This is a genomic window from Deinococcus yavapaiensis KR-236 (assembly GCF_003217515.1).
In the GTDB taxonomy this organism is placed as follows: domain Bacteria; phylum Deinococcota; class Deinococci; order Deinococcales; family Deinococcaceae; genus Deinococcus_A; species Deinococcus_A yavapaiensis.
In genome coordinates this window covers 118,477-135,263 of record NZ_QJSX01000005.1, presented here as the reverse complement: position 1 = coordinate 135,263, position 16,787 = coordinate 118,477, and the positions used below count along the sequence as shown (strand labels likewise).

Here is a 16,787-nt window from a genome sequence, read left to right as displayed (position 1 = left end):
CCAGCGACGGCGCGCTGGCTTCCGAGACGTCGGCGTCCGACGACAGGTTTACTTGACGTTGAGGCCCTTCTCGCGCCAGAACTTCACGGCGCCCGCGTGCAACGGCGCGGGCAGGCCCCTCACGGCCTTTTGCGGGGTGAAGAACGTGTTGAGGTTCGGGTGAAGGGCTTTCAATTCGCGCTCGTTGCCGAAGAGCGCCTTCATCATGTTGTACACGGAGGTTTCGCTTTGATCGGTCGTCGTGACGAGCGTCGCCTGCACCGCCACGCTGGCGACGGTCCCGTTTTGCCCGCGGTAACTGCGCGCGGGAATCGTGAAGCGCACGTAGAACGGGTAGTCCTTGATGAGCTTCGTCGCTTGAGCGCCCGAGATGGGCACGAAGTTCGTGCTGACCGTTTGAGCGAGTTGTTGAAGTCCGGACGAACCGAGGCCCGCCGTGAAGAAGAGCGCGTCCGCGCGGCCGTCTTGCATGAGGGCCACGCCTTGCGTCGTGCCGACGCGAATCGCTTGGCCGAGGTCCTCGAACTTCAAGTTGTACGCTTCGAGCACCTGCTTGGCCGTCTGCTCCGTGCCCGACCCGAGGTCGCCGATCACGACGCGTTTGCCCTTCAAGTCGGCGATGGAGTTGATGCGCGCGTCACGGCGCGCGACGACGTGCAAGATCTCGGGGTAGAGGGCGGCCATGACGCGCAACTTGTTGTTCGCCTTGCCTTCGAACGCGGTGACGCCCGTGCCGCGGTACGCGTAGTAGGTGATGTCGTTTTGCGCGAGGGCGACTTGCAATTCGCCGCTCGCGAGCGCGTTCACGTTGAATACGCTGCCGCCCGTCGAGCGGGCGTTGGCCCGAATGCCCGTGTTGGCGTCGTTGATAAGCTTCGCCATGCCCGTCGCGACCGGAAAATACACCCCTGTCGTCGCGCCCGAGCCGATCGTCACGAAATCCGTTCCTTGCGCCAGCACCACGCCCGTAGCGGTCAGTGCGAGCGCTCCCATCAGCAGAGCCTTCTTCATCTTCGTCCTTTCGGTCGCCTTTCGGCGCGCACAGCTTGTTAAGTGTGAGATGAAGTGTAGCAGAGATCCGGGCGGCCGTTTGAGGGAAGGCCGGGAGTTTCGCCCCGCTCACGGCGTTGGTACACTGCGGGGCATGACAGCGGCAGAGGACATCATCATCGCGCGCGACGTCCACAAGTACTTCGGCGATTACCACGCCCTGCGCGGCGTGAACATGTCCGTTCGCGCGGGCGAGAAGATCGTCATCATCGGGCCGTCGGGAAGCGGGAAGAGCACGTTCATCCGCACCCTCAACCGCCTGGAACCGCACAACAAGGGCACCATCGTCGTGGACGGCATCGAGCTCAAGGACGGCAGCAACCTCGACGCCATTCGGCGCGAAGTCGGCATGGTCTTCCAGTCGTTCAACCTCTTTCCGCACCTCACCGTCCTGCAAAACGTCACCCTCGCGCCCATGCGCGTTCGTAAGGCCAGCAAGGCCCAAGCCGAGCAGGTCGCCATGGAACTCTTGGAGCGCGTCGGCATTCCCGAGCAGGCAAGCAAGTACCCCGCGCAACTCTCGGGCGGACAACAGCAGCGCGTCGCCATCGCCCGGGCGCTCGCCATGCAGCCCAAGATCATGCTGTTCGACGAGCCCACGAGCGCCCTCGATCCCGAGATGATCAAGGAAGTGCTCGACGTCATGAAAGAGCTCGCGCATTCGGGCATGACGATGCTCGTCGTGACGCACGAGATGGGTTTCGCGCGTGAAGTCGCCGACCGCGTCGTGTTCTTCGATCAAGGCAACATCGTGGAGGAAGCCACGCCGCACGCGTTCTTCGCCAATCCACAGCACGAGCGGTCCAAGTTGTTCTTGTCTCAAATTCTTGGGCACTGAGGACCGAGGACATGAAACGAGCCCGCCTCCCGATTTTGGGAGGCGGGCTGAACGCTGAGGGGGATCAGCGGCGGGTGATGTTGACTTCGAAGCGGCTGCTCCGCTGCTTGACTTCCACGGTGGTGACGTCGCGGCCCTTCACGAAGGTTCCTTCGATCGTGCTGCTGTCGGCGTCGCGGTTTTGCAGGGTGTAGCCTTGGCGCAGCAATTCGCCTTCGTAGTAGTTGTACACGGCGCGCAAGCTGCTGTTCGCGCTGAACTCCGTGCGGGTGCCGCCGTTCACGCTTTGCGTGCGGACGTTTTGGGCGCCGCTGAACGGACGGATGGTGATGGTGATGTCGATGTCCACGACGGGCACTTGAGGCTGCGGCGCGGGCTGCGCCACGACGCGGCCAGCGACGTTGTACGCCACGGTGTCCGTCACCCAGTTGTCGTCGGGGATGGGGTTCACGACGATGCTCAGCGCTTGCGCGAGGTTTTCCTGACCGCGCACCTGCACGTCGGCGAACGGCTGACCGCTCTTGAACGAGCTGACTTGGTCGAGGTTGAGCGGAGCCTTGGACGCGAGCGCGAGAACCTTGTTCACGCCGTACGGACCGCCGATGTCGAAGGTGAAGCGGTCGCCTTGGCTGGGGAACTGCTTGACGGTGTTCGCCTTGACGAAGTTGCCGCCCGACGCGTAGCGGTTCGGGAGGATCTGGTCGATGCTGCCGTCGGGGTTGACGTTGAAGAGGTACACGTACGCGTCGGACGTGACGGTCGTGAAGATGCGGATCTTGTCGCCGACCGCGTAATTCGGAGTGCGCGTGCCGCTCGTGTCACGGTCGACCCACACTTGCACGCCGAGGTCGGGCTCGGTGGGGTTGACGATGATGCTTTGCGCGGAAATGCGCGGCGCGGCGGCGGCGGTGCTGAGGACGAGGGCCACGGGCAGGAGAGTCAGGGCAGTGAGCGTCTTCTTCATGACGCTCAGTGTGAAACGCGTCACTGACCTGCACCTGATTTTAGCGGGCCGAGACCTTCATTATTGAGTCGTCAGCTTCGCGTCCGGATGAAAGTCGTAGAAGTGCGCCGCTCCGAGCTCCGGCAAGGCTTCCTCGCGCAGCAGCAAGGTCCGCACCGCCCAGAGGTTCTTGAAGACGCGGTACTTCAACGCCGTCTGATCGAGGTAATCCACGCCCGCCGAGCCGCCGGTGCCCGTTCGCCGTCCGATCACGCGCTCCACCATGCGTGCGTGCCGGGACCGGAAGATCAACATCGCCTGTTCCATCGCGACGATCGCGTCGATGACTTCGCGAGGCCACGACAGCAACGGCAACTCGCGGTAGCTTTCGATGAACAGCAGGGCGGCGCGCAAGCGCTTCGCTCGCTCGCTCTGCTCGTCGGACACGTCCTCGGCGAACAAGAAGGCCCGCGCGCTCGCCAATCCTCGCTCGTGACGGCCCTCGAGGCGCGCCACGTCCTCGGGCGTCATCGCGTCACGCTGCGAGAGGTCCGTGAACGTCCGGCTTTCGCGTTCGATCGCGCCGAGGTACTGCTTCAAGAACGCGTCCACCGTCTCGGTGTCTCCGGACTGGCCGGGCACGCTTCCTTGAATGGGCGTGCGCCACAGCCAAGCGTCGAGCGCTTCGCGCAGCGTCACGGAGTCCTGCTCGCGCGCCTCGACGCGGTCGAGGGCCGGAGAGCGATCGCCGTTCGGGTGCCGCAACGCCGCGCGGTACGAGCCTTCGAAGCCGAGGGGAATGCGCTCGGCTTCCTCCAAGCCGAGCACGAGTTCGATTTCTCGCAGGCCCGCGCTTTGAAAGCCGCTCGCGGGGGAAAGCTTGTCGCGAAACGCCAGGTAGTCGCGCGTCGTCAACGTCTCCATGAGCGCGAAGTGCGAGCTGAGCTGCTCGAACAGCACCACGACGCGCCGAAGGCTCCGCACGACCTTCCCGAGGTCCTGCTCGGGGACGTGCGGCCGGGCCAGCAAGTCGCGCACTCCGACGAGTTCGCGCAACACGAGCTTGAACCACAACTCGTCCACTTGATGCACCACGATGAACATCACTTCGTCGTTCGACAAGTCCGCGTCCGACTCGGCGAGGCCGCTTTGAAGCGACAAGAGCTCTTCGACTTTGATGTACTCCCAGTACAAGGTGGGCTTGCGCGGAGTCATACCGCAGGCTAGCACGCGCCCGAGACGCTCTGACGCCCTTCGACTCTCGTGCGGGCGCTTACTTCGCCGTGTCCATCCACGTTCTCCAATCGCCTTGGGCGTCGCCGTAACTCAAGAACTTGCCCATGCGGACGAGGGGCAGCTTGAGCAACTCGGGGTGGTCGATCGCCTTTTGAACGAGGCTGTCCTCACTGAGGCGCAGGTATGGAAGGTTGAGCGCCTCGTACGCTTTGCCTTCGACGTCCAGCAAGGCCGTCAGGCCGAACTTCTGCGTGAAGCGCGCCAATTCGCCCTTCGCGATAGGACGCTGCGCGAGGTCCACGAAGTGAATCTTGACGCGCCGCTCTTTGAAGAAGCGCTCGGCGGCCCGTGTCGCCGCCGACTTTTTGAGGCCGAAGATCTGGACTTCCATGCCCCGCAGTGTAGCGAGGCGTCACGCTTGTCACCGCGAGACGGGAGCGGGCACGCCGCGCAGCAAACCCAAGTCCAGGCCGTAGTCCTTGGCGATCTCGCGGGCCGTCATCTTCGCGCTCATCATGACGCTCGGGGTGCCGCCGCCCGGCTGGGCGTTGGCGCCGACGAGGTAGAGCCCGGCGATGTCCTCCGAGCGGTTGTGCGGGCGCATGAACGCCGTTTGCCACAACACGGGCTCGACGCCGAAGGCGTTGCCGAGGTGACTGAGCAGGGTGTCTTGGTAGTAGTCGGGCGTCACCCACGACTTGTGCACGAGACGCTCGCGAAGATCGGGGATGTAGCCGCGCTCGTCGAGGAACGTCAGCACTTTGTCGACGAAGGGCTCGCCGAGCTTGCTCCACTCGAGACCGCTTCCGTTGTGCGGCACGGGAATGAGGGTGTACGCGGCGTGATGACCGGGAGGAGCGAGGCTGGGATCCGTCACGGTCGGGACGTGCAGGTACTGACTGAAGTCGGACGCGAGGATCCTGCGGTCGAAGATGTCGGTCAGGAGCTCCTCGTAGCGCGGCCCGAGAATAATGGTGTGGTGCGGCAGCTTCAGCTGCCCGTTGTCTCGAAAGCCGAAGTAGACGACGACGACGCTCATGGACGGCTTGGCGAGGTTGATGCGCGCGTCGGAGTTCACGAGGCGGTGCCGTGGCTCGATCAACTTGCGGTAGGTCGTGACGTAGTCTCCGTTGGACACCACGAGGTTCGCTCGAAGCTGTTCGCCGCTTGCCAACGTCACGCCCTTCACCGAGCGCTTGCCGAGTCGGCCGCGCGGAGCGTCCACGTCGATCTTCTCGACTTCCGCGTCGAAGCGGATCTTGCCGCCGAGCTCCTCGAACTTGCGCACGAAGCCGTCGACGAGCGCGCCCGTTCCGCCCATGGCGAAGTGAATGCCCCACGTCTTCTCGACGAAGTGGATCATCGCGTAGATCGCCGGGACTTTCATGGGATTGCCGCCGACGAGCAGGGGCTCGAACGAGAAGACTTGTTGCATCTTCGGATTCTTGAAGTAGCGCCGCACGAACGAGAACAAGGGCCGCACGGCGTCGAGCCGAAGCAGGTCGGGCACGACGCGCAGCATGCTTTGCAGATCTCCGAAGTACGTGTAGCCGAGTTCCAGGAAGCCACGCTCGAAAATCGCTTTGGCGTCATCGTGGAAGCGCTCGTATCCCGCGAGGTCCTCGGGAGCGAGCGCGGCGATTTGGCGGCGCGTGCTGTCTGGATCTCCGTCGTAGTCGAAGAAGGTGCCGTCGTCGAAGTAGATGCGATAAAAGGGCAAAATGGGCCGGATCGTCACGTAGCGCGACGTGCTCGGCCCGCCACTGACGCCGCTTTTCACGCGCTCGGCCTTGCGGACGCTTTCGGGAAAGTCGGGCTCCAGAAGCCCGGGCGCGCCGCGCTCGAGCGAGAAGAGCTCCTCTATGAAGTGCGGCACGGTCAAGACGGTGGGACCCATGTCGAAGGTGAAACCGTCGGCTTTGCGAACGTAGGCGCGTCCGCCCGGCCCGTCGAGTTTTTCGAGGATGGTGGTGTCGAATCCGAGGCTTTGCAGCCGAATGCCCATGGCGAGTCCGCCGATGCCCGATCCGATGACGATCGCGGAACGGTCCCTCAAGGAAGTTGAATTGCGCGTCAAGAATTCCTCCGTTCTCCGAACATGCTACAGACGGCGCCGCAAGGCAGTACCAAGGGTCGCAGTTGACGCTCGACGCCTCTGGGGACATTGCGCCGGGTCTCACGAAATTGTCGAGCTTGTGACAGCCTTTCTCATGGCCTTCTGTCAGGCTGATGTCACGACTTGCTCTGGTGCGTCCGGGCAGTCAATTGAGAGACCGACCACAACAGTAAGGCTTGTGGTGTGCGACAATCGGAAGGTTGCGCTGCTTGGCGCATAACCTTACCGTTCTCTCCCCGGCATGCGCCGGGGTTTTCATGCCGGAGGCGTCAGCCATGTTTAACCCCCCGACCATTGACGATCTGCAACAGACTCGTCGCGCCAACGAAAAGATCGTCCTCGCCGCTTTGGAAAGCAAGCCCGAGTGGGTCGAGACGGAACTCGCTCGTCACACGGGCTTGGCGCTGTCGCACCTGCGCGCCGCGCTCGCCTCGCTGCTTGACCAAGGCCGCGTGCGCCGCTTGCCCGGCACGGGAACGCGCGCCGTGTACGGCCTTGCCGACCCTGGTTTCGCCGACGTGCCCGCCACGGAGCTCACCGCCGAAGCCCACAAGATCCTCGACTACCTGCGTGGCCGCGCCGACAGTGCCCTGCACATGGCGGAGCAACTGCGCATGACCCGCGAAGACGTCATGGCGGCCCTCAGCCTCCTCAACGCGCACGGCCTCATCGCCTGCACGTTCGTCGGCAGCCTCGTCATCTTCCGCCTCAAGGAAGAAGTCAAGGACCAAGCGCAGCGTCAACGCGTCGCGTAAGACAGATCGAAATTCGAAGAGGGAGCGCCCCAAGGGGCGCTCCCTCTTCTTCGTCCCACCTCGAGTCAATCGCCGGAGACGACCGCTCGAGAAGGCTTCTCGCTTTGCGCGCCGAGGATACGCGGCAACGCGTCTTCGAGGCGGAGCATCGGCAGATCGAAGGTCGTTCGCGCCGCCGTCGGATCGGCGGTGCTGCCTTCGAGCAGCATGGCGAATTGATCGCGCGTGATGGGCGGCGCCGGAAGGATCTGCATCATCGGCACGGCGAGTTTCATCAGGGCCAGCGGCACGTGTACGAGCGGCTTGCGCTTGCCGAGCGCGCCGAGTTCGAGGCGAAGCAAGTCGTCGAAGCGGTACTCGGTGGGGCCCGTGAGGTCGTACGTGTGTCCGACCGACGCGGACGTGGAGAAGGCACGTGAAAACGCGAGGGCGACGTCCTCGACGCTCACGGGCCGGAAGAGGAAGCCGCCGTCGCCGATGACGGGCACGACCGGGCCTTGCGACACGAGCTGCCTCAAGACGCGACCGAAGAAGTCGTCGCCCGGGCCGAAGATGAGGCTGGGCCGCAGAATCGTCCACGCGAGCGGGCTGCCGCGCACGATCTGCTCCGCGCGTCCTTTCGTGGCGCTGTAGCCGCTCTTGGAATCGGGCCGCGCGCCGAGGGCGCTCATGTGCACGTAGCGAGTGCCGGGCGCGGTCGCCGCGAGGACGTTGCGCGTTCCTTCGAAGTGAACGCGCTCGAACGTCTGGCCGCGCTTCTTCACCTCGGCGATGATCCCCACGAGGTGTACGACGCCTTGCGGCTGCACTTCCCCGAAGGCGCGTTGAACGCTGCCGAAATCCGTGACGTCGATACGAACGCCGCGAGCCCCGTCGACGCTCTCGCCGTCACGTGATCCGACCACGACGTCGTGCCCGTCGCGAAGAAGTTGCCTCGTGACCGTTTCGCCGACGAAACCGTTGCCGCCCGTGACGAAAATTCGCACGTCAGCCCTCCGCCGTTTCGAGCGGGACGCTCGTCGCGAGGGCTTTCAAGGCGTCGAGGTCCAGCAAGGTGATGTGGCGGTAGCCGCTTTCGATAAGACCCGCTTCGCGCAATTCCGTGACGATCTTGGAGACGCTTTCGCGAGTGGACCCGCTGCCTTCGGCAAGAAGTTCGTGCGTGGCGCGCACGTACAGACGGTTCTCGGCATCCTCCGCGCCGAGCGGCGTGTCGGCCAGCTCCAGCAGATAGCGCACGACGCGCTGCTTGAGATCGCCGCTTTGCAGATGGACTTCGTAGCTCATCGTGCGCCGAAGCTGTTCGCCGAGGTTGCGCGCGAGTTCGAGCAGTTCTCCGTCGGAAAGGTCGCCGGGATCGAAGCTCACGATCATGGCGTTCGTGAGGGCCTCCGCTCCGTGCGGATGCTCCACGGTCGCCAACGCGTCCTCACCGAAGTAATCGCCGGGAAGGACGTGGCGAACGGTGATGGTGCGTCCGCGACTCGTCGTGCGGGCGAGACGAACGAAGCCCGTCTCGGCTCGGTAGATGCGTCCGCTCGGCTCGCCTTGACGGTAAATCACTTCGCCGCGCTGGTACCGTGTCTTATGGGGCATGCAATCGCTCCTTGAGGCGCGTGACGAGAGTCTGCGCGGATTGCACAGCGTCCGCTCCCAGATACGTTCCGCCGAATTGCACGGCGAGGTCGGGTCGAGCGTTGAAGGCGGCGCCGCCGAAGTACAGCGGCATGCCGAGGTCGCGCAGATCTCCGAGCTGGGCGCGCAGAGCGTGCAACGCCTCGCCCGTCTGCACGCTGATCAGCACGCCGCTCGCCTGCACTTGCCGCGCGTACACGGCGAGATCGCCGAGGGGCGTGTTGGGCCCCAAGTAGTGCACGCGCAGGCCCGCGCGGCGCAAGACCACGGAAAGCATCAACAAGCCGAGTTCGTGCTGCTCGGACGGTCCGCAAGCGGCGACGACGCTCGGGCCCCAACCGTCGTTGCCCGCGAGTTCGAGCAGTCCCGCGATCTTGCCGCGCAAAAAGGAGGTCGCTTGATGTTCGTGGGCCACGGTGATCTCGCCGCGCTCCCACAACTCGCCAATGTCGAGCAAGACGGGCTGGATGATGTGCATGAGGACGTCCTCGACGGTGAGGTGTCTCAAGGCGCGCGAAATGATGTCCGAGGCGCGGCCGTGATCCGGAGCGAGCAGGGCGCGCCGTAAATCGCCGATCATTTCGCTCGGGAGATTCGAATCGCTCGAAACGGGCGCGGGCGTTTCAGCAGGCTCGGCACCGCCGAAGTGCTCTCGGCACAGTTGCGCCGCTCGGCTGATGGAGATGCCCTCGGACAAGCGGGATTGCAAAAAGTCGATGCGGGAAAGATCGGCGGCGCTGTACAGACGGTAGCCGCTTTCGTTGCGGGTAGGATGGGGAATGCCGTAGCGTCGCTCCCATTGGCGCAGCGTCGTCGCCGGAACGCCCGTTCGCTGTTCGACCTCGGAAGTGGTGTACAGTCCGGTCGCGTTACTGATGTTGATGTCGGACATGCTCGCCTCTTTTGTACACCCTTTGTACAGCGTGTCGGCTGATAACTCGGTGTGGAGTCTGACGAAACGGAATTCGGGAGGAATTCTCAACGTCAATCTTTGTTCGTTTCGCCGCGCCATACCATACGCGATAGGACAATCTGCCGCTCAAGTCTTCGCATAAGGTTGGACAAACTCCTCGCGAAGCTCGTGAGGCCGACGCCGCCGTTTCCATGAGGGCCGCGCGGTACACTGACGCGTGTCTGCACCGCTTCCCCCGCCTTCCTCGGCCGTCACCTTCGTGGAGTGCCCGCGTGACTCCTGGCAAGGCCTGACTCGCCTCATTCCCACCGCCGAGAAGGTCGCGTACCTCACGGCCCTGCTGAACGCCGGCTTCGATCATCTCGACCTAGGGTCCTTCGTGAGCGCGAAGGCCGTGCCACAACTCGCCGATACCGAGGCCGTTCTCGCCGAACTGCCCGAACCCGACGGCCGCGACTACTTGTGCATCGTGGCGAACGCCAAGGGCCTCGAACGCGCCGCGACCCAGCCGAACGTGACGAGCGTCGGCTACCCGCTGTCCGTGTCCGACGCCTTTCAACGCCGCAACACCAACCGTGGATTGGCAGAATCGTGGCCGCTCGTCAAGGAACTGCGCGACAACGCCGCCGACGCGGGCAAGCGGTTCGTCGTGTACCTGTCGATGGGCTTCGGCAATCCGGACGGCGAGACTTGGAACGCGGGCGTGACCCTCGACGCCATTGCACGCCTGCGTGAACTTGGTGTGGAAAGCGTGGCGATCGCGGACACGGTCGGGCGAGCGACGCCCGAACTCGTCGAGGAGGTGTGCCGCGCCGCCATCGAGCGCTTCGGGCCCGGCGGGCTCGGCGTCCACTTGCATGCTCGGCCGGAGCGCGCCGTGTCCCTCGTGCTCGCCGCGCGAAACGCGGGCATCACGTGGTTCGAGGGCGCGCTCGGCGGCGTCGGCGGTTGTCCGTTCGCGGGTGACGCGCTCGTCGGCAACTTGCCGACCGAAGGCGTCGCGTCGGCGTTGAACTTGCCGTACGCGCAGTTGCCGGAGCTCGCTCGGCGCGCGAAGGCGTTGCGCGAGCGGTACGCGTGAAGCCGCGCCGCGCTGGGGGCATTGCTCCCGTCCGCCTTTGCTAGATTGGCGCGGTGCGACGCTCAGTGGTGCGAACCGACATGAAAGTCGAAGCGAACTCCCCGGTCGACGCGTCCCGAGCGCGTCAAGTGCTGCTCGCGTCGCGGCCCGCCTTGTGGATCAACACGGTCGGGGTGGGAGTTGTCGGCGTGTGGCTGTCGGGACAGCTGTACACGCTCGATCCGCGCGTGCTGGCTTTGCTTGTCTGGCTCACCTTGCCGTTCAACTTGCTGATCTACGGCCTCAATGATGTCACCGACCGCGCCGAGGACGCCTTGTCCGAGCGCAAGGGCGGCTGGCAAGGCGCGCGTTTGCGCGACCGCGACGTCGGCACTGTCCTGTGGAGCGTCGCCGCGCTCAACGCGCCTTTTCTCGTGTACTTCGCGTGCTCCTTTCCGCCGAGCGCGTTCGCGACGCTGCTCCTGAGCGTGCTGCTCTTCGCTTTCTACAGTCTGCCGCCCGTGCGCTTCAAGGCGCGGCCCTTTCTCGACTCGCTCTCGAACGTCGCGTACGCCCTGCCCGTGGTCGTGCCCGCCCTCGTCCTCGGGCGAGGTGTGCCCTGGCTGCCCCTGGCGGCCCTCATGGCGTGGTCGATCGGCAAGCACGCATTCGACGCCGCGCAAGACGTCAGCGCCGACCGGGGCGCGGGCCTCGCCACGATCGCGACGACCCTCGGCGTGCGCCGAACGGCCCTCTGGTCGCTCGCGTGGTTCGGCCTGGCCGGCGCTTTGCTGCTTCCACTCAGCGTCTTGAGCGCTTCGAGCGTGTGGCTCGTGAGCGGAGGGCTGGCGGTGCGCCTCCTGCTCGACGCGACGGAAGGGCGGGCGAGACACCTTTACCGCGCGTCGCTGCTCAGCCCGTGGATCGTCGGTACGATCTCGGGCGTGCAACTCGTGTACGTCCTCGCCCGAGCGCTGACTTGAGCGCGCCGCGCCGCGCCTCGGCGCCCAGCGTCGGCATCGTCGGCGGCGGCGTGGGCGGTCTCGCCCTCGCGTGCCTGCTCGCGCACGACGGGCACGACGTCGTCGTGTACGACGCGGGACCGCTCGGCGGGAAGCTCGGCGAAATCGAACTGCACGTTCATGACGCGACGCGGCGAGTCTCGACGGGGCCGTCGCTGTTCACCTTTCCCGAAGTCTGGCGGCGTCTGCTGCGCCACCTCGGCGAAGCCGATCCTTTGCAACTCGATCGCTTGCCGGAACTCGGCGTTCACGTCGTACGCGGCGAACGCCTTCCGATTCCCGTTCCCGAAGGGCACCCGCTCTTCGAGGCATGGCGGCGCTTGGAGCGCGAAGTCCTTCCACTCGCGCCGCACGTCGAGACGCTTCTCACCACGCCGCCCCGTTTCACGAACGCCGCCTTTCTCCAGGCGAGCGCCGCGCTCGGCCGCGTCGTGGGTTCACACTTCACCGCCGAGCGATGGCTGCGCGCGCGACGCGTTCCGCCTCTGCTGCACGACGCCCTCGCCCTGCACGCCCTCAACGCGGGCGTCGGCCCTCGGCGCGGATCGGCTCTGTACGCCCTGCTGCCCGTGCTCATCGCGCGAGACGTGTTTCGTCCGAGAAACGGCATGTACGCGCTCGTTCGCGCGTTGCAGCAGTTCGCGCGAGCGCGCGGCGTCCGCTTGCGCCCGTTCACCCCGGTGCGCTCCTTGAACCTCGACGGCGAAGTGCGCCTCGACGGCGAACGTGTACGGCACGACCGAATCGTGTCCGCGCTCGATCCGGCGCGGCTCGCCGAACTGCGCGGCTCACGTCCAAGGAGCGGCGTCCTCACCGTGTCGGGCGTCGCCGTGTACGCTTCTTCGAGCGTCCCGACGACCTTGCCGACAACGACCATCGTGGCGCCGTCGAACGCGCGTGCCTTCGAGGACGCCGTTTCCGCTCGGGCGTTTCCCCGTGACACGATGAGTCTCGTTCACGACCACGGCGATCACCTCGCCGTGCTGCTCACCGTCCCGCCGAACGGACGTCTGCTCGACATCGAACATCCCTGGGTGCGTGGGCAACTCGCTCGGCTGCGAGATGTCATCGGGCTGCCGCACTTGACGGGCGCCGTCTTGTCTCCGGCGCACTTCGCGTCGCTCGGGCCGCTCGGTGGAGCCATTTACGGACACGCTCATGCCGCGTGGCGCTCGGGTCCCTTTCATCCCGAGCCGTACCGAATCGGCGAGCGGCTCTGGCAAGTCGGGACGGGCGTGCATCCGGGCGGCGGACTTCCGGCGGTGCTCGGCGGCGCGATGATCGTCCACGAGCAAATGCGGGGAAGCCTCGCCTCCCCGCATTGACCTCGGACGTGCTTACTTGGCGCCGCGGCTCGCCCAGCCGATCTCCCAGGCGTTCCAGCCGGGATAGCGGCTCGTGGCGTTGTACTGGTAGTTCACGAGTCCCTTGCGGAAGACCAACAGGGCGCTTCGCTCGTACAGCGGCAAGGCGGGCACTTCCTCCACCATGATCGCCTGCAAGCGCTTGACGAGGGCTTTGCGCTTGGCCGAGTCGAACTCGTCGCTGAGGTCCACGTACAGCTTCTGGTACTCGGCGTTGCGCCACCCGCCGATGTTCTGTCCTTGGAAGTTGTTCGACTTCGTCGGGACGTAGTCGTCGATGTCGTTCGTCTTCGGATCGTCGACGGCGTACTCGCTGCCCGTGTAGATGAGGGGTTGGCTGCTCCAAGCGAACTCGAACAAGCCCTTCCACTTGCCGTCTTGCGCGTGCTGAATGTAGGCGTCGTCGAACACGACGCTCGATGGCGCGTTGTTGATGCGCACGTCGACGCCGACGTCGCGCAAATTCTTCTGGACGTACTGCTGATTCTTCTCACGCGTCGTGTTGCCCGCGGTCGTCACGAATTCCAGCGTGAAGCGTACGGTGCGTCCGTCGTCCGTCTTGCGTTCCAGAATGCCGTTCGCGCCGGGCTTCCAGCCGAGGTCGGCGAGCATCTTCTTGGCTTTGGCGGGATCGTACGGGTAGGCGCCGAGGGTGGCCTTGTCGAAGTACGGCGACGACGAGTTCACGATGGTGTTGCTGACCTTCACGAGACCGCCGAGCAAGTCGTCCGCCATGCCTCGGCGGTTGATGGCGTACAGCAAGGCTTGGCGCGTGCGCTTGTCGTTCAGGCCGAGGTCCTTCACGTCTTGAACGTTGCCGAACTGGTTGATCTCCAAGTGCTCCCACAGCGCTTGGGATACGAGCTTGACGTCGTAGTTGCGCGCCCGCGTCTTGAGAATCCCGAGGTTCTGGACGCTGTCCTCGACGCCGGTGTTCGCGACGGCGTCCACCTTGTTCGACAAAATGTTCACCATCAAGGTGTTGGTGTTGGCGAAGAACAGGTAGGTGATGCGCTGAATGGCGTTCTTCTCGCCGAAGCTGGGCTTGAACCAGTAGTTGGGGTTGCGAACGAGCGAGAGACTTTGGCCGCGCACCCAACGCGAGAACTTGAACGGTCCGGACGTCGTGCGCGGCCCGCCGTTGGGCGTCACGAGCGAAGACGACAAGAAGGTCTTTTGGAAGATCGACGTGCCCTCCGTGAGACTCTTGCCTCTCGCCTCGCGGTCGGCTCGGTCGTAGAGATCCGACCAGTCCTGAGCGGGCAGGATAGGGTAGACGTTGCCGAGCGCGTAGAAGACCCAGGGCGTGTTGTACCGTTCCTCGAAGGTGCGCGCGTCGATCTTGCGGATGCTGGACGGCACGCCTTCGCGGGTCGGGACGGGAATGCGCTCGTCGCTGTAGACCTTGTGGCTGAAGATGACGTCGTCCGCCGTGATACGAGAGCCGTCGCTCCACTTGGCGTTGTTGCGCAGCGTCCAGCGAACCGTCATGGACGTCGGCTTGCCCTTGGCGTCGCGGCTGATCTTCACGCGACCGTTTTGCACCGACGGCACCTCCGTCACCATGTCGGGCTGGGTTTCGCCGTCCATGTCGACGTACACGAGGCCGCGGTACAGGTAGTTGCCGATTTCGGTGGTGATGACGCTGTTCTGTACCCAGTAGTTGAGATCGGTCGGCTCTTGGGCGGAACCGACCACCAGAGAGTTGTCACTCGGGCCTGCGGACGCGAGCGAGAAACTGAGGAGTGCGGTGATCGTGGCGAGCGAGCCGAGGCGAGCCAAGCTTTTGGAAAGCATGACGTATTTTTCACATTCTCGCATCACAGCTTTCTTACATAATTTTCAACTTCAAGGGCCCGCGCTGAGCCCCCAGCGACTCTCGTGCGGCAGTCCTCGCCAAGATCGCACCTCGCCGACGTGCAGGGTGACGAAGCGTTCCAACGCGCGCCACAAGGCGAGTCGTTGCGCCGCCGGAACGGGCGCTTGCATCAGGAGGCGCACGCTCTGTTTGGGCACGTCACGCAAAAAGCGCACGACCGCGTTGGGCAGCGGAGCGAGTTCGGCGCACGCGGCGCACACCAAATGGCCACTCAGCGGGTCCGGGTGCCGCGGATCGCTCGACCCGCAGCGAGCGCAAGTCGACGCCCGCGGCACGAAGCCCGCCAAGATCAACAATTTGTAGCTCATCACGAGCGCGACGAACTCGGGATCGGCGTGATGCGAGATGCCGCGCAGGGCGCCCGCGAACAGCTCGAAGGCCGCCTCGCTGTGTTCGCCTTCTTGAAAGAGCGTGTCGGCGAGTTCCGCCATGAGGTGCGCGTATCCGTACCGCTCGGGATCGGTGAGCTTCGGCAAGGCGCCTTCGAGCGCGACTTGCTGCACGGTCGGAAGATCGCTGTTGGGCGTGGCGTACACCGAGAGCGCGATGTGCTGAAAGAGGTTGATGAGGCTCTTGTTGCCTCCCCGAACGCCCGAGCGCGCGATGCAGCGCAACTTGCCTTGCTGGGTGAGCAAGGTCAGGAGAACGTCTCCGGCGGGCAGGACGTGCCGCCGAATGATGATGCCACTGCGATTGGTGGAGCGCGAAGCCACGTTCGTAGTGTATCAGGGAGTTCGGAAGGGGCGACGTGAGCCTGGCACGTTACGCCTATGGCATAACGAGTGAGTCGAGTTCAACGTGACGGCTCCGGTATTTTGGCGCAGAGGTGTTCTTTATACTGCCAACCAATGAACAGCCACAGCGAGCGTGACCTCTTGCTCGAACTCTTTCCTGAAACCGCGAGAAGGGAGTTTGGCGAGGGTGGCACGAAAAAGGCCACCCTCGGACTTTTCCCGGTCGGCGACGGCAAACTCGCCCTCGTGCGCGGCGGACGCCTCGTCGAGTTGCATCCGGTCGACGCGGTCGGCAAGAACGCCTGCCACTGCGACCTCTGCCACACCACGCGTTCGCGTGGCGACGTTGGCATCTACCGCGTCGAAGCGGGCGTGCGACGCTACCGCTACGTCACCTTGTGCCTCTCGACGCGCCACTGCCAAGACCGCGGCGGCCACACCAGCTTGGCCCAACTCGCCGACCGCTTGCTGAGCGAGGCCTGAAGGGCGCCGCCATGGCCGCGAAACGTTGCCGACTCTCCCCGTTTTGAGACCACATTCTCACGAAAGTCGAACAACACTTTTCGTTGTCGCCTTTCCTGCTTTGTGGCACAATACGGCGATCAAACGACTTCCCGGAGCGAGGCGATGCGCTGAACACGCGGCAAGCGCCCGCGTGAGGGGTGAAGAGCCGCACGAGGGGGCGGTCTTTTCGCAGAACGACCGGAAGTTCAGGAGGACATCGTGGCACGAGAAATCAAACTGACCCGCGAAGGTTACGAGCGACTTCAAAAGACGCTCGCGAACGAGCAGCAGCGCCTCGCCGAAGCAACCCGTATTCTGCAAGAGCAACTCGAGAACGCCGCCGATTACGAAGACAGCGGCTTGGAAGACGCCAAGCGCGAGAAGATGAACATCGAAGCGCGCATCGACGAACTCGAAGACACCCTCGCGCGCGCGGTGATCATGGAAGGCGCGAACGGCGACGAGGGCCGCGCCAGCCTCGGCGCGATCGTGGTGCTGGTTGACGAGAACTCCAAGAGGGAAATGCGCGTGCAACTCGTGAGCGCGCCCGAAGCGTCCGTGCTCGGCGGCGGCCTCCCGAAGATCAGCGACGACTCGCCGGTCGGCACGGCCCTGCTCGGCAAAAAGGCGGGCGAGTCCTTCGTCGTCAACCTCGGCGCGCGTCAAGCGAAGTACAAAGTGAAGAGCGTCGAGTACTGAACGGCAGGAAAACGGACGAAAGCCGGCGGCCAGCACTTG

The 16,787-nt window shown here is 64.6% G+C and carries 17 protein-coding genes; 7 read left to right on the top strand and 10 right to left on the bottom strand.

From position 1 onward, the window contains the following. Positions 1–48 precede the first annotated feature (48 nt). Positions 49–1,011, bottom strand: coding sequence for a TAXI family TRAP transporter solute-binding subunit (locus DES52_RS08005; protein ID WP_110886274.1), 963 nt, complete (start codon positions 1,009–1,011; stop codon positions 49–51). A gap of 133 nt (positions 1,012–1,144) precedes the next feature. Here DES52_RS08005 and DES52_RS08000 point away from each other — a divergent pair, with 133 nt between their 5' ends. Then, positions 1,145–1,888 (top strand): amino acid ABC transporter ATP-binding protein, encoded by a 744-nt coding sequence (locus DES52_RS08000; protein ID WP_110886273.1) that lies wholly within the window; start codon positions 1,145–1,147, stop codon positions 1,886–1,888. 64 nt (positions 1,889–1,952) lie between these two features. Here the strand turns inward: DES52_RS08000 and DES52_RS07995 are convergent, their stop codons facing one another. From DES52_RS07995 to crtI, 4 genes are read right to left on the bottom strand one after another with little or no spacing between them, the layout of a single operon-like run. After that, positions 1,953–2,852, bottom strand: coding sequence for a DUF4384 domain-containing protein (locus tag DES52_RS07995; protein ID WP_110886419.1), 900 nt, complete (start codon positions 2,850–2,852; stop codon positions 1,953–1,955). A 60-nt stretch (positions 2,853–2,912) separates the two neighbouring features. Next, entirely contained in the window at positions 2,913–4,046 is a 1,134-nt protein-coding gene (locus tag DES52_RS07990) for a tryptophan 2,3-dioxygenase family protein (protein WP_110886272.1), read from the bottom strand. A gap of 58 nt (positions 4,047–4,104) precedes the next feature. Further along, on the bottom strand, positions 4,105–4,458 hold the full coding sequence (locus tag DES52_RS07985) for an ArsC/Spx/MgsR family protein (protein ID WP_110886271.1): 354 nt from the start codon (positions 4,456–4,458) through the stop codon (positions 4,105–4,107). 30 nt (positions 4,459–4,488) lie between these two features. Further along, a complete protein-coding gene (crtI, locus tag DES52_RS07980; protein WP_281268563.1) occupies positions 4,489–6,144 on the bottom strand; it encodes a phytoene desaturase family protein in 1,656 nt (551 codons plus the stop codon). A gap of 314 nt (positions 6,145–6,458) precedes the next feature. Here crtI and DES52_RS07975 point away from each other — a divergent pair, with 314 nt between their 5' ends. Beyond that, complete coding sequence (locus DES52_RS07975; protein WP_110886270.1) at positions 6,459–6,938, top strand: transcriptional regulator; 480 nt, start codon at positions 6,459–6,461, stop codon at positions 6,936–6,938. Positions 6,939–7,003: 65 nt separating this feature from the next. Here DES52_RS07975 and DES52_RS07970 read toward each other — a convergent pair whose 3' ends face one another. Genes DES52_RS07970 through DES52_RS07960 form a run of 3 tightly spaced genes read right to left on the bottom strand, consistent with a single transcriptional unit; the run spans position 7,004 to position 9,465 of the window. Next, positions 7,004–7,924, bottom strand: a complete 921-nt coding sequence (locus DES52_RS07970) for a complex I NDUFA9 subunit family protein (protein WP_110886269.1) — start codon at positions 7,922–7,924, stop codon at positions 7,004–7,006. 1 nt (position 7,925) lies between these two features. Continuing rightward, positions 7,926–8,534: a helix-turn-helix domain-containing protein gene (locus tag DES52_RS07965; protein WP_110886268.1), complete on the bottom strand. Its 609-nt coding sequence runs from the start codon at positions 8,532–8,534 to the stop codon at positions 7,926–7,928. Further along, positions 8,524–9,465, bottom strand: coding sequence for a MerR family transcriptional regulator (locus DES52_RS07960; protein WP_110886267.1), 942 nt, complete (start codon positions 9,463–9,465; stop codon positions 8,524–8,526). The genes DES52_RS07965 and DES52_RS07960 overlap by 11 nt, the downstream gene beginning before the upstream one ends. A 238-nt stretch (positions 9,466–9,703) precedes the next feature. Here DES52_RS07960 and DES52_RS07955 point away from each other — a divergent pair, with 238 nt between their 5' ends. From DES52_RS07955 to DES52_RS07945, 3 genes are read left to right on the top strand one after another with little or no spacing between them, the layout of a single operon-like run. After that, a complete protein-coding gene (locus tag DES52_RS07955; RefSeq protein ID WP_110886266.1) occupies positions 9,704–10,567 on the top strand; it encodes a beta/alpha barrel domain-containing protein in 864 nt (287 codons plus the stop codon). A 53-nt stretch (positions 10,568–10,620) separates the two neighbouring features. Further along, positions 10,621–11,529 carry a UbiA family prenyltransferase gene (locus DES52_RS07950; RefSeq protein ID WP_342767071.1) on the top strand — a complete coding sequence of 303 codons (909 nt, stop codon included), beginning with the start codon at positions 10,621–10,623 and terminating at the stop codon, positions 11,527–11,529. Further along, a complete protein-coding gene (locus DES52_RS07945) occupies positions 11,526–12,893 on the top strand; it encodes a phytoene desaturase family protein (protein ID WP_245900813.1) in 1,368 nt (455 codons plus the stop codon). The genes DES52_RS07950 and DES52_RS07945 overlap by 4 nt, the downstream gene beginning before the upstream one ends. 12 nt (positions 12,894–12,905) lie before the next feature. Here the strand turns inward: DES52_RS07945 and DES52_RS07940 are convergent, their stop codons facing one another. Both DES52_RS07940 and recO read right to left on the bottom strand, forming a co-directional pair. Beyond that, positions 12,906–14,729, bottom strand: coding sequence for a peptide ABC transporter substrate-binding protein (locus DES52_RS07940; protein ID WP_170130947.1), 1,824 nt, complete (start codon positions 14,727–14,729; stop codon positions 12,906–12,908). A 51-nt stretch (positions 14,730–14,780) separates the two neighbouring features. After that, complete coding sequence (gene recO, locus DES52_RS07935) at positions 14,781–15,524, bottom strand: DNA repair protein RecO (protein ID WP_110886264.1); 744 nt, start codon at positions 15,522–15,524, stop codon at positions 14,781–14,783. Between the two features lie 135 nt (positions 15,525–15,659). Here recO and DES52_RS07930 point away from each other — a divergent pair, with 135 nt between their 5' ends. Together DES52_RS07930 and DES52_RS07925 are read left to right on the top strand one after the other, a co-directional pair. Continuing rightward, complete coding sequence (locus DES52_RS07930; RefSeq protein ID WP_110886263.1) at positions 15,660–16,028, top strand: hypothetical protein; 369 nt, start codon at positions 15,660–15,662, stop codon at positions 16,026–16,028. Positions 16,029–16,268: 240 nt separating this feature from the next. Then, positions 16,269–16,748 carry a GreA/GreB family elongation factor gene (locus DES52_RS07925; RefSeq protein ID WP_110886262.1) on the top strand — a complete coding sequence of 160 codons (480 nt, stop codon included), beginning with the start codon at positions 16,269–16,271 and terminating at the stop codon, positions 16,746–16,748. The last annotated feature ends 39 nt before the right edge of the window (positions 16,749–16,787 follow it).

Bases quoted from the DNA above. Each gene is read 5' to 3' on its own strand.
- DES52_RS07995 (WP_110886419.1), bottom strand. From the start codon at position 2,852: ATGAAGAAGACGCTCACTGCCCTGACTCTCCTGCCCGTGGCCCTCGTC.
- DES52_RS07940 (WP_170130947.1), bottom strand. From the start codon at position 14,729: ATGCTTTCCAAAAGCTTGGCTCGCCTCGGCTCGCTCGCCACGATCACC.
- DES52_RS07975 (WP_110886270.1), top strand. From the start codon at position 6,459: ATGTTTAACCCCCCGACCATTGACGATCTGCAACAGACTCGTCGCGCC.
- DES52_RS08000 (WP_110886273.1), top strand. From the start codon at position 1,145: ATGACAGCGGCAGAGGACATCATCATCGCGCGCGACGTCCACAAGTAC.
- DES52_RS07960 (WP_110886267.1), bottom strand. From the start codon at position 9,465: ATGTCCGACATCAACATCAGTAACGCGACCGGACTGTACACCACTTCC.
- DES52_RS08005 (WP_110886274.1), bottom strand. From the start codon at position 1,011: ATGAAGAAGGCTCTGCTGATGGGAGCGCTCGCACTGACCGCTACGGGC.
- DES52_RS07930 (WP_110886263.1), top strand. From the start codon at position 15,660: ATGAACAGCCACAGCGAGCGTGACCTCTTGCTCGAACTCTTTCCTGAA.
- DES52_RS07965 (WP_110886268.1), bottom strand. From the start codon at position 8,534: ATGCCCCATAAGACACGGTACCAGCGCGGCGAAGTGATTTACCGTCAA.
- DES52_RS07990 (WP_110886272.1), bottom strand. From the start codon at position 4,046: ATGACTCCGCGCAAGCCCACCTTGTACTGGGAGTACATCAAAGTCGAA.
- DES52_RS07985 (WP_110886271.1), bottom strand. From the start codon at position 4,458: ATGGAAGTCCAGATCTTCGGCCTCAAAAAGTCGGCGGCGACACGGGCC.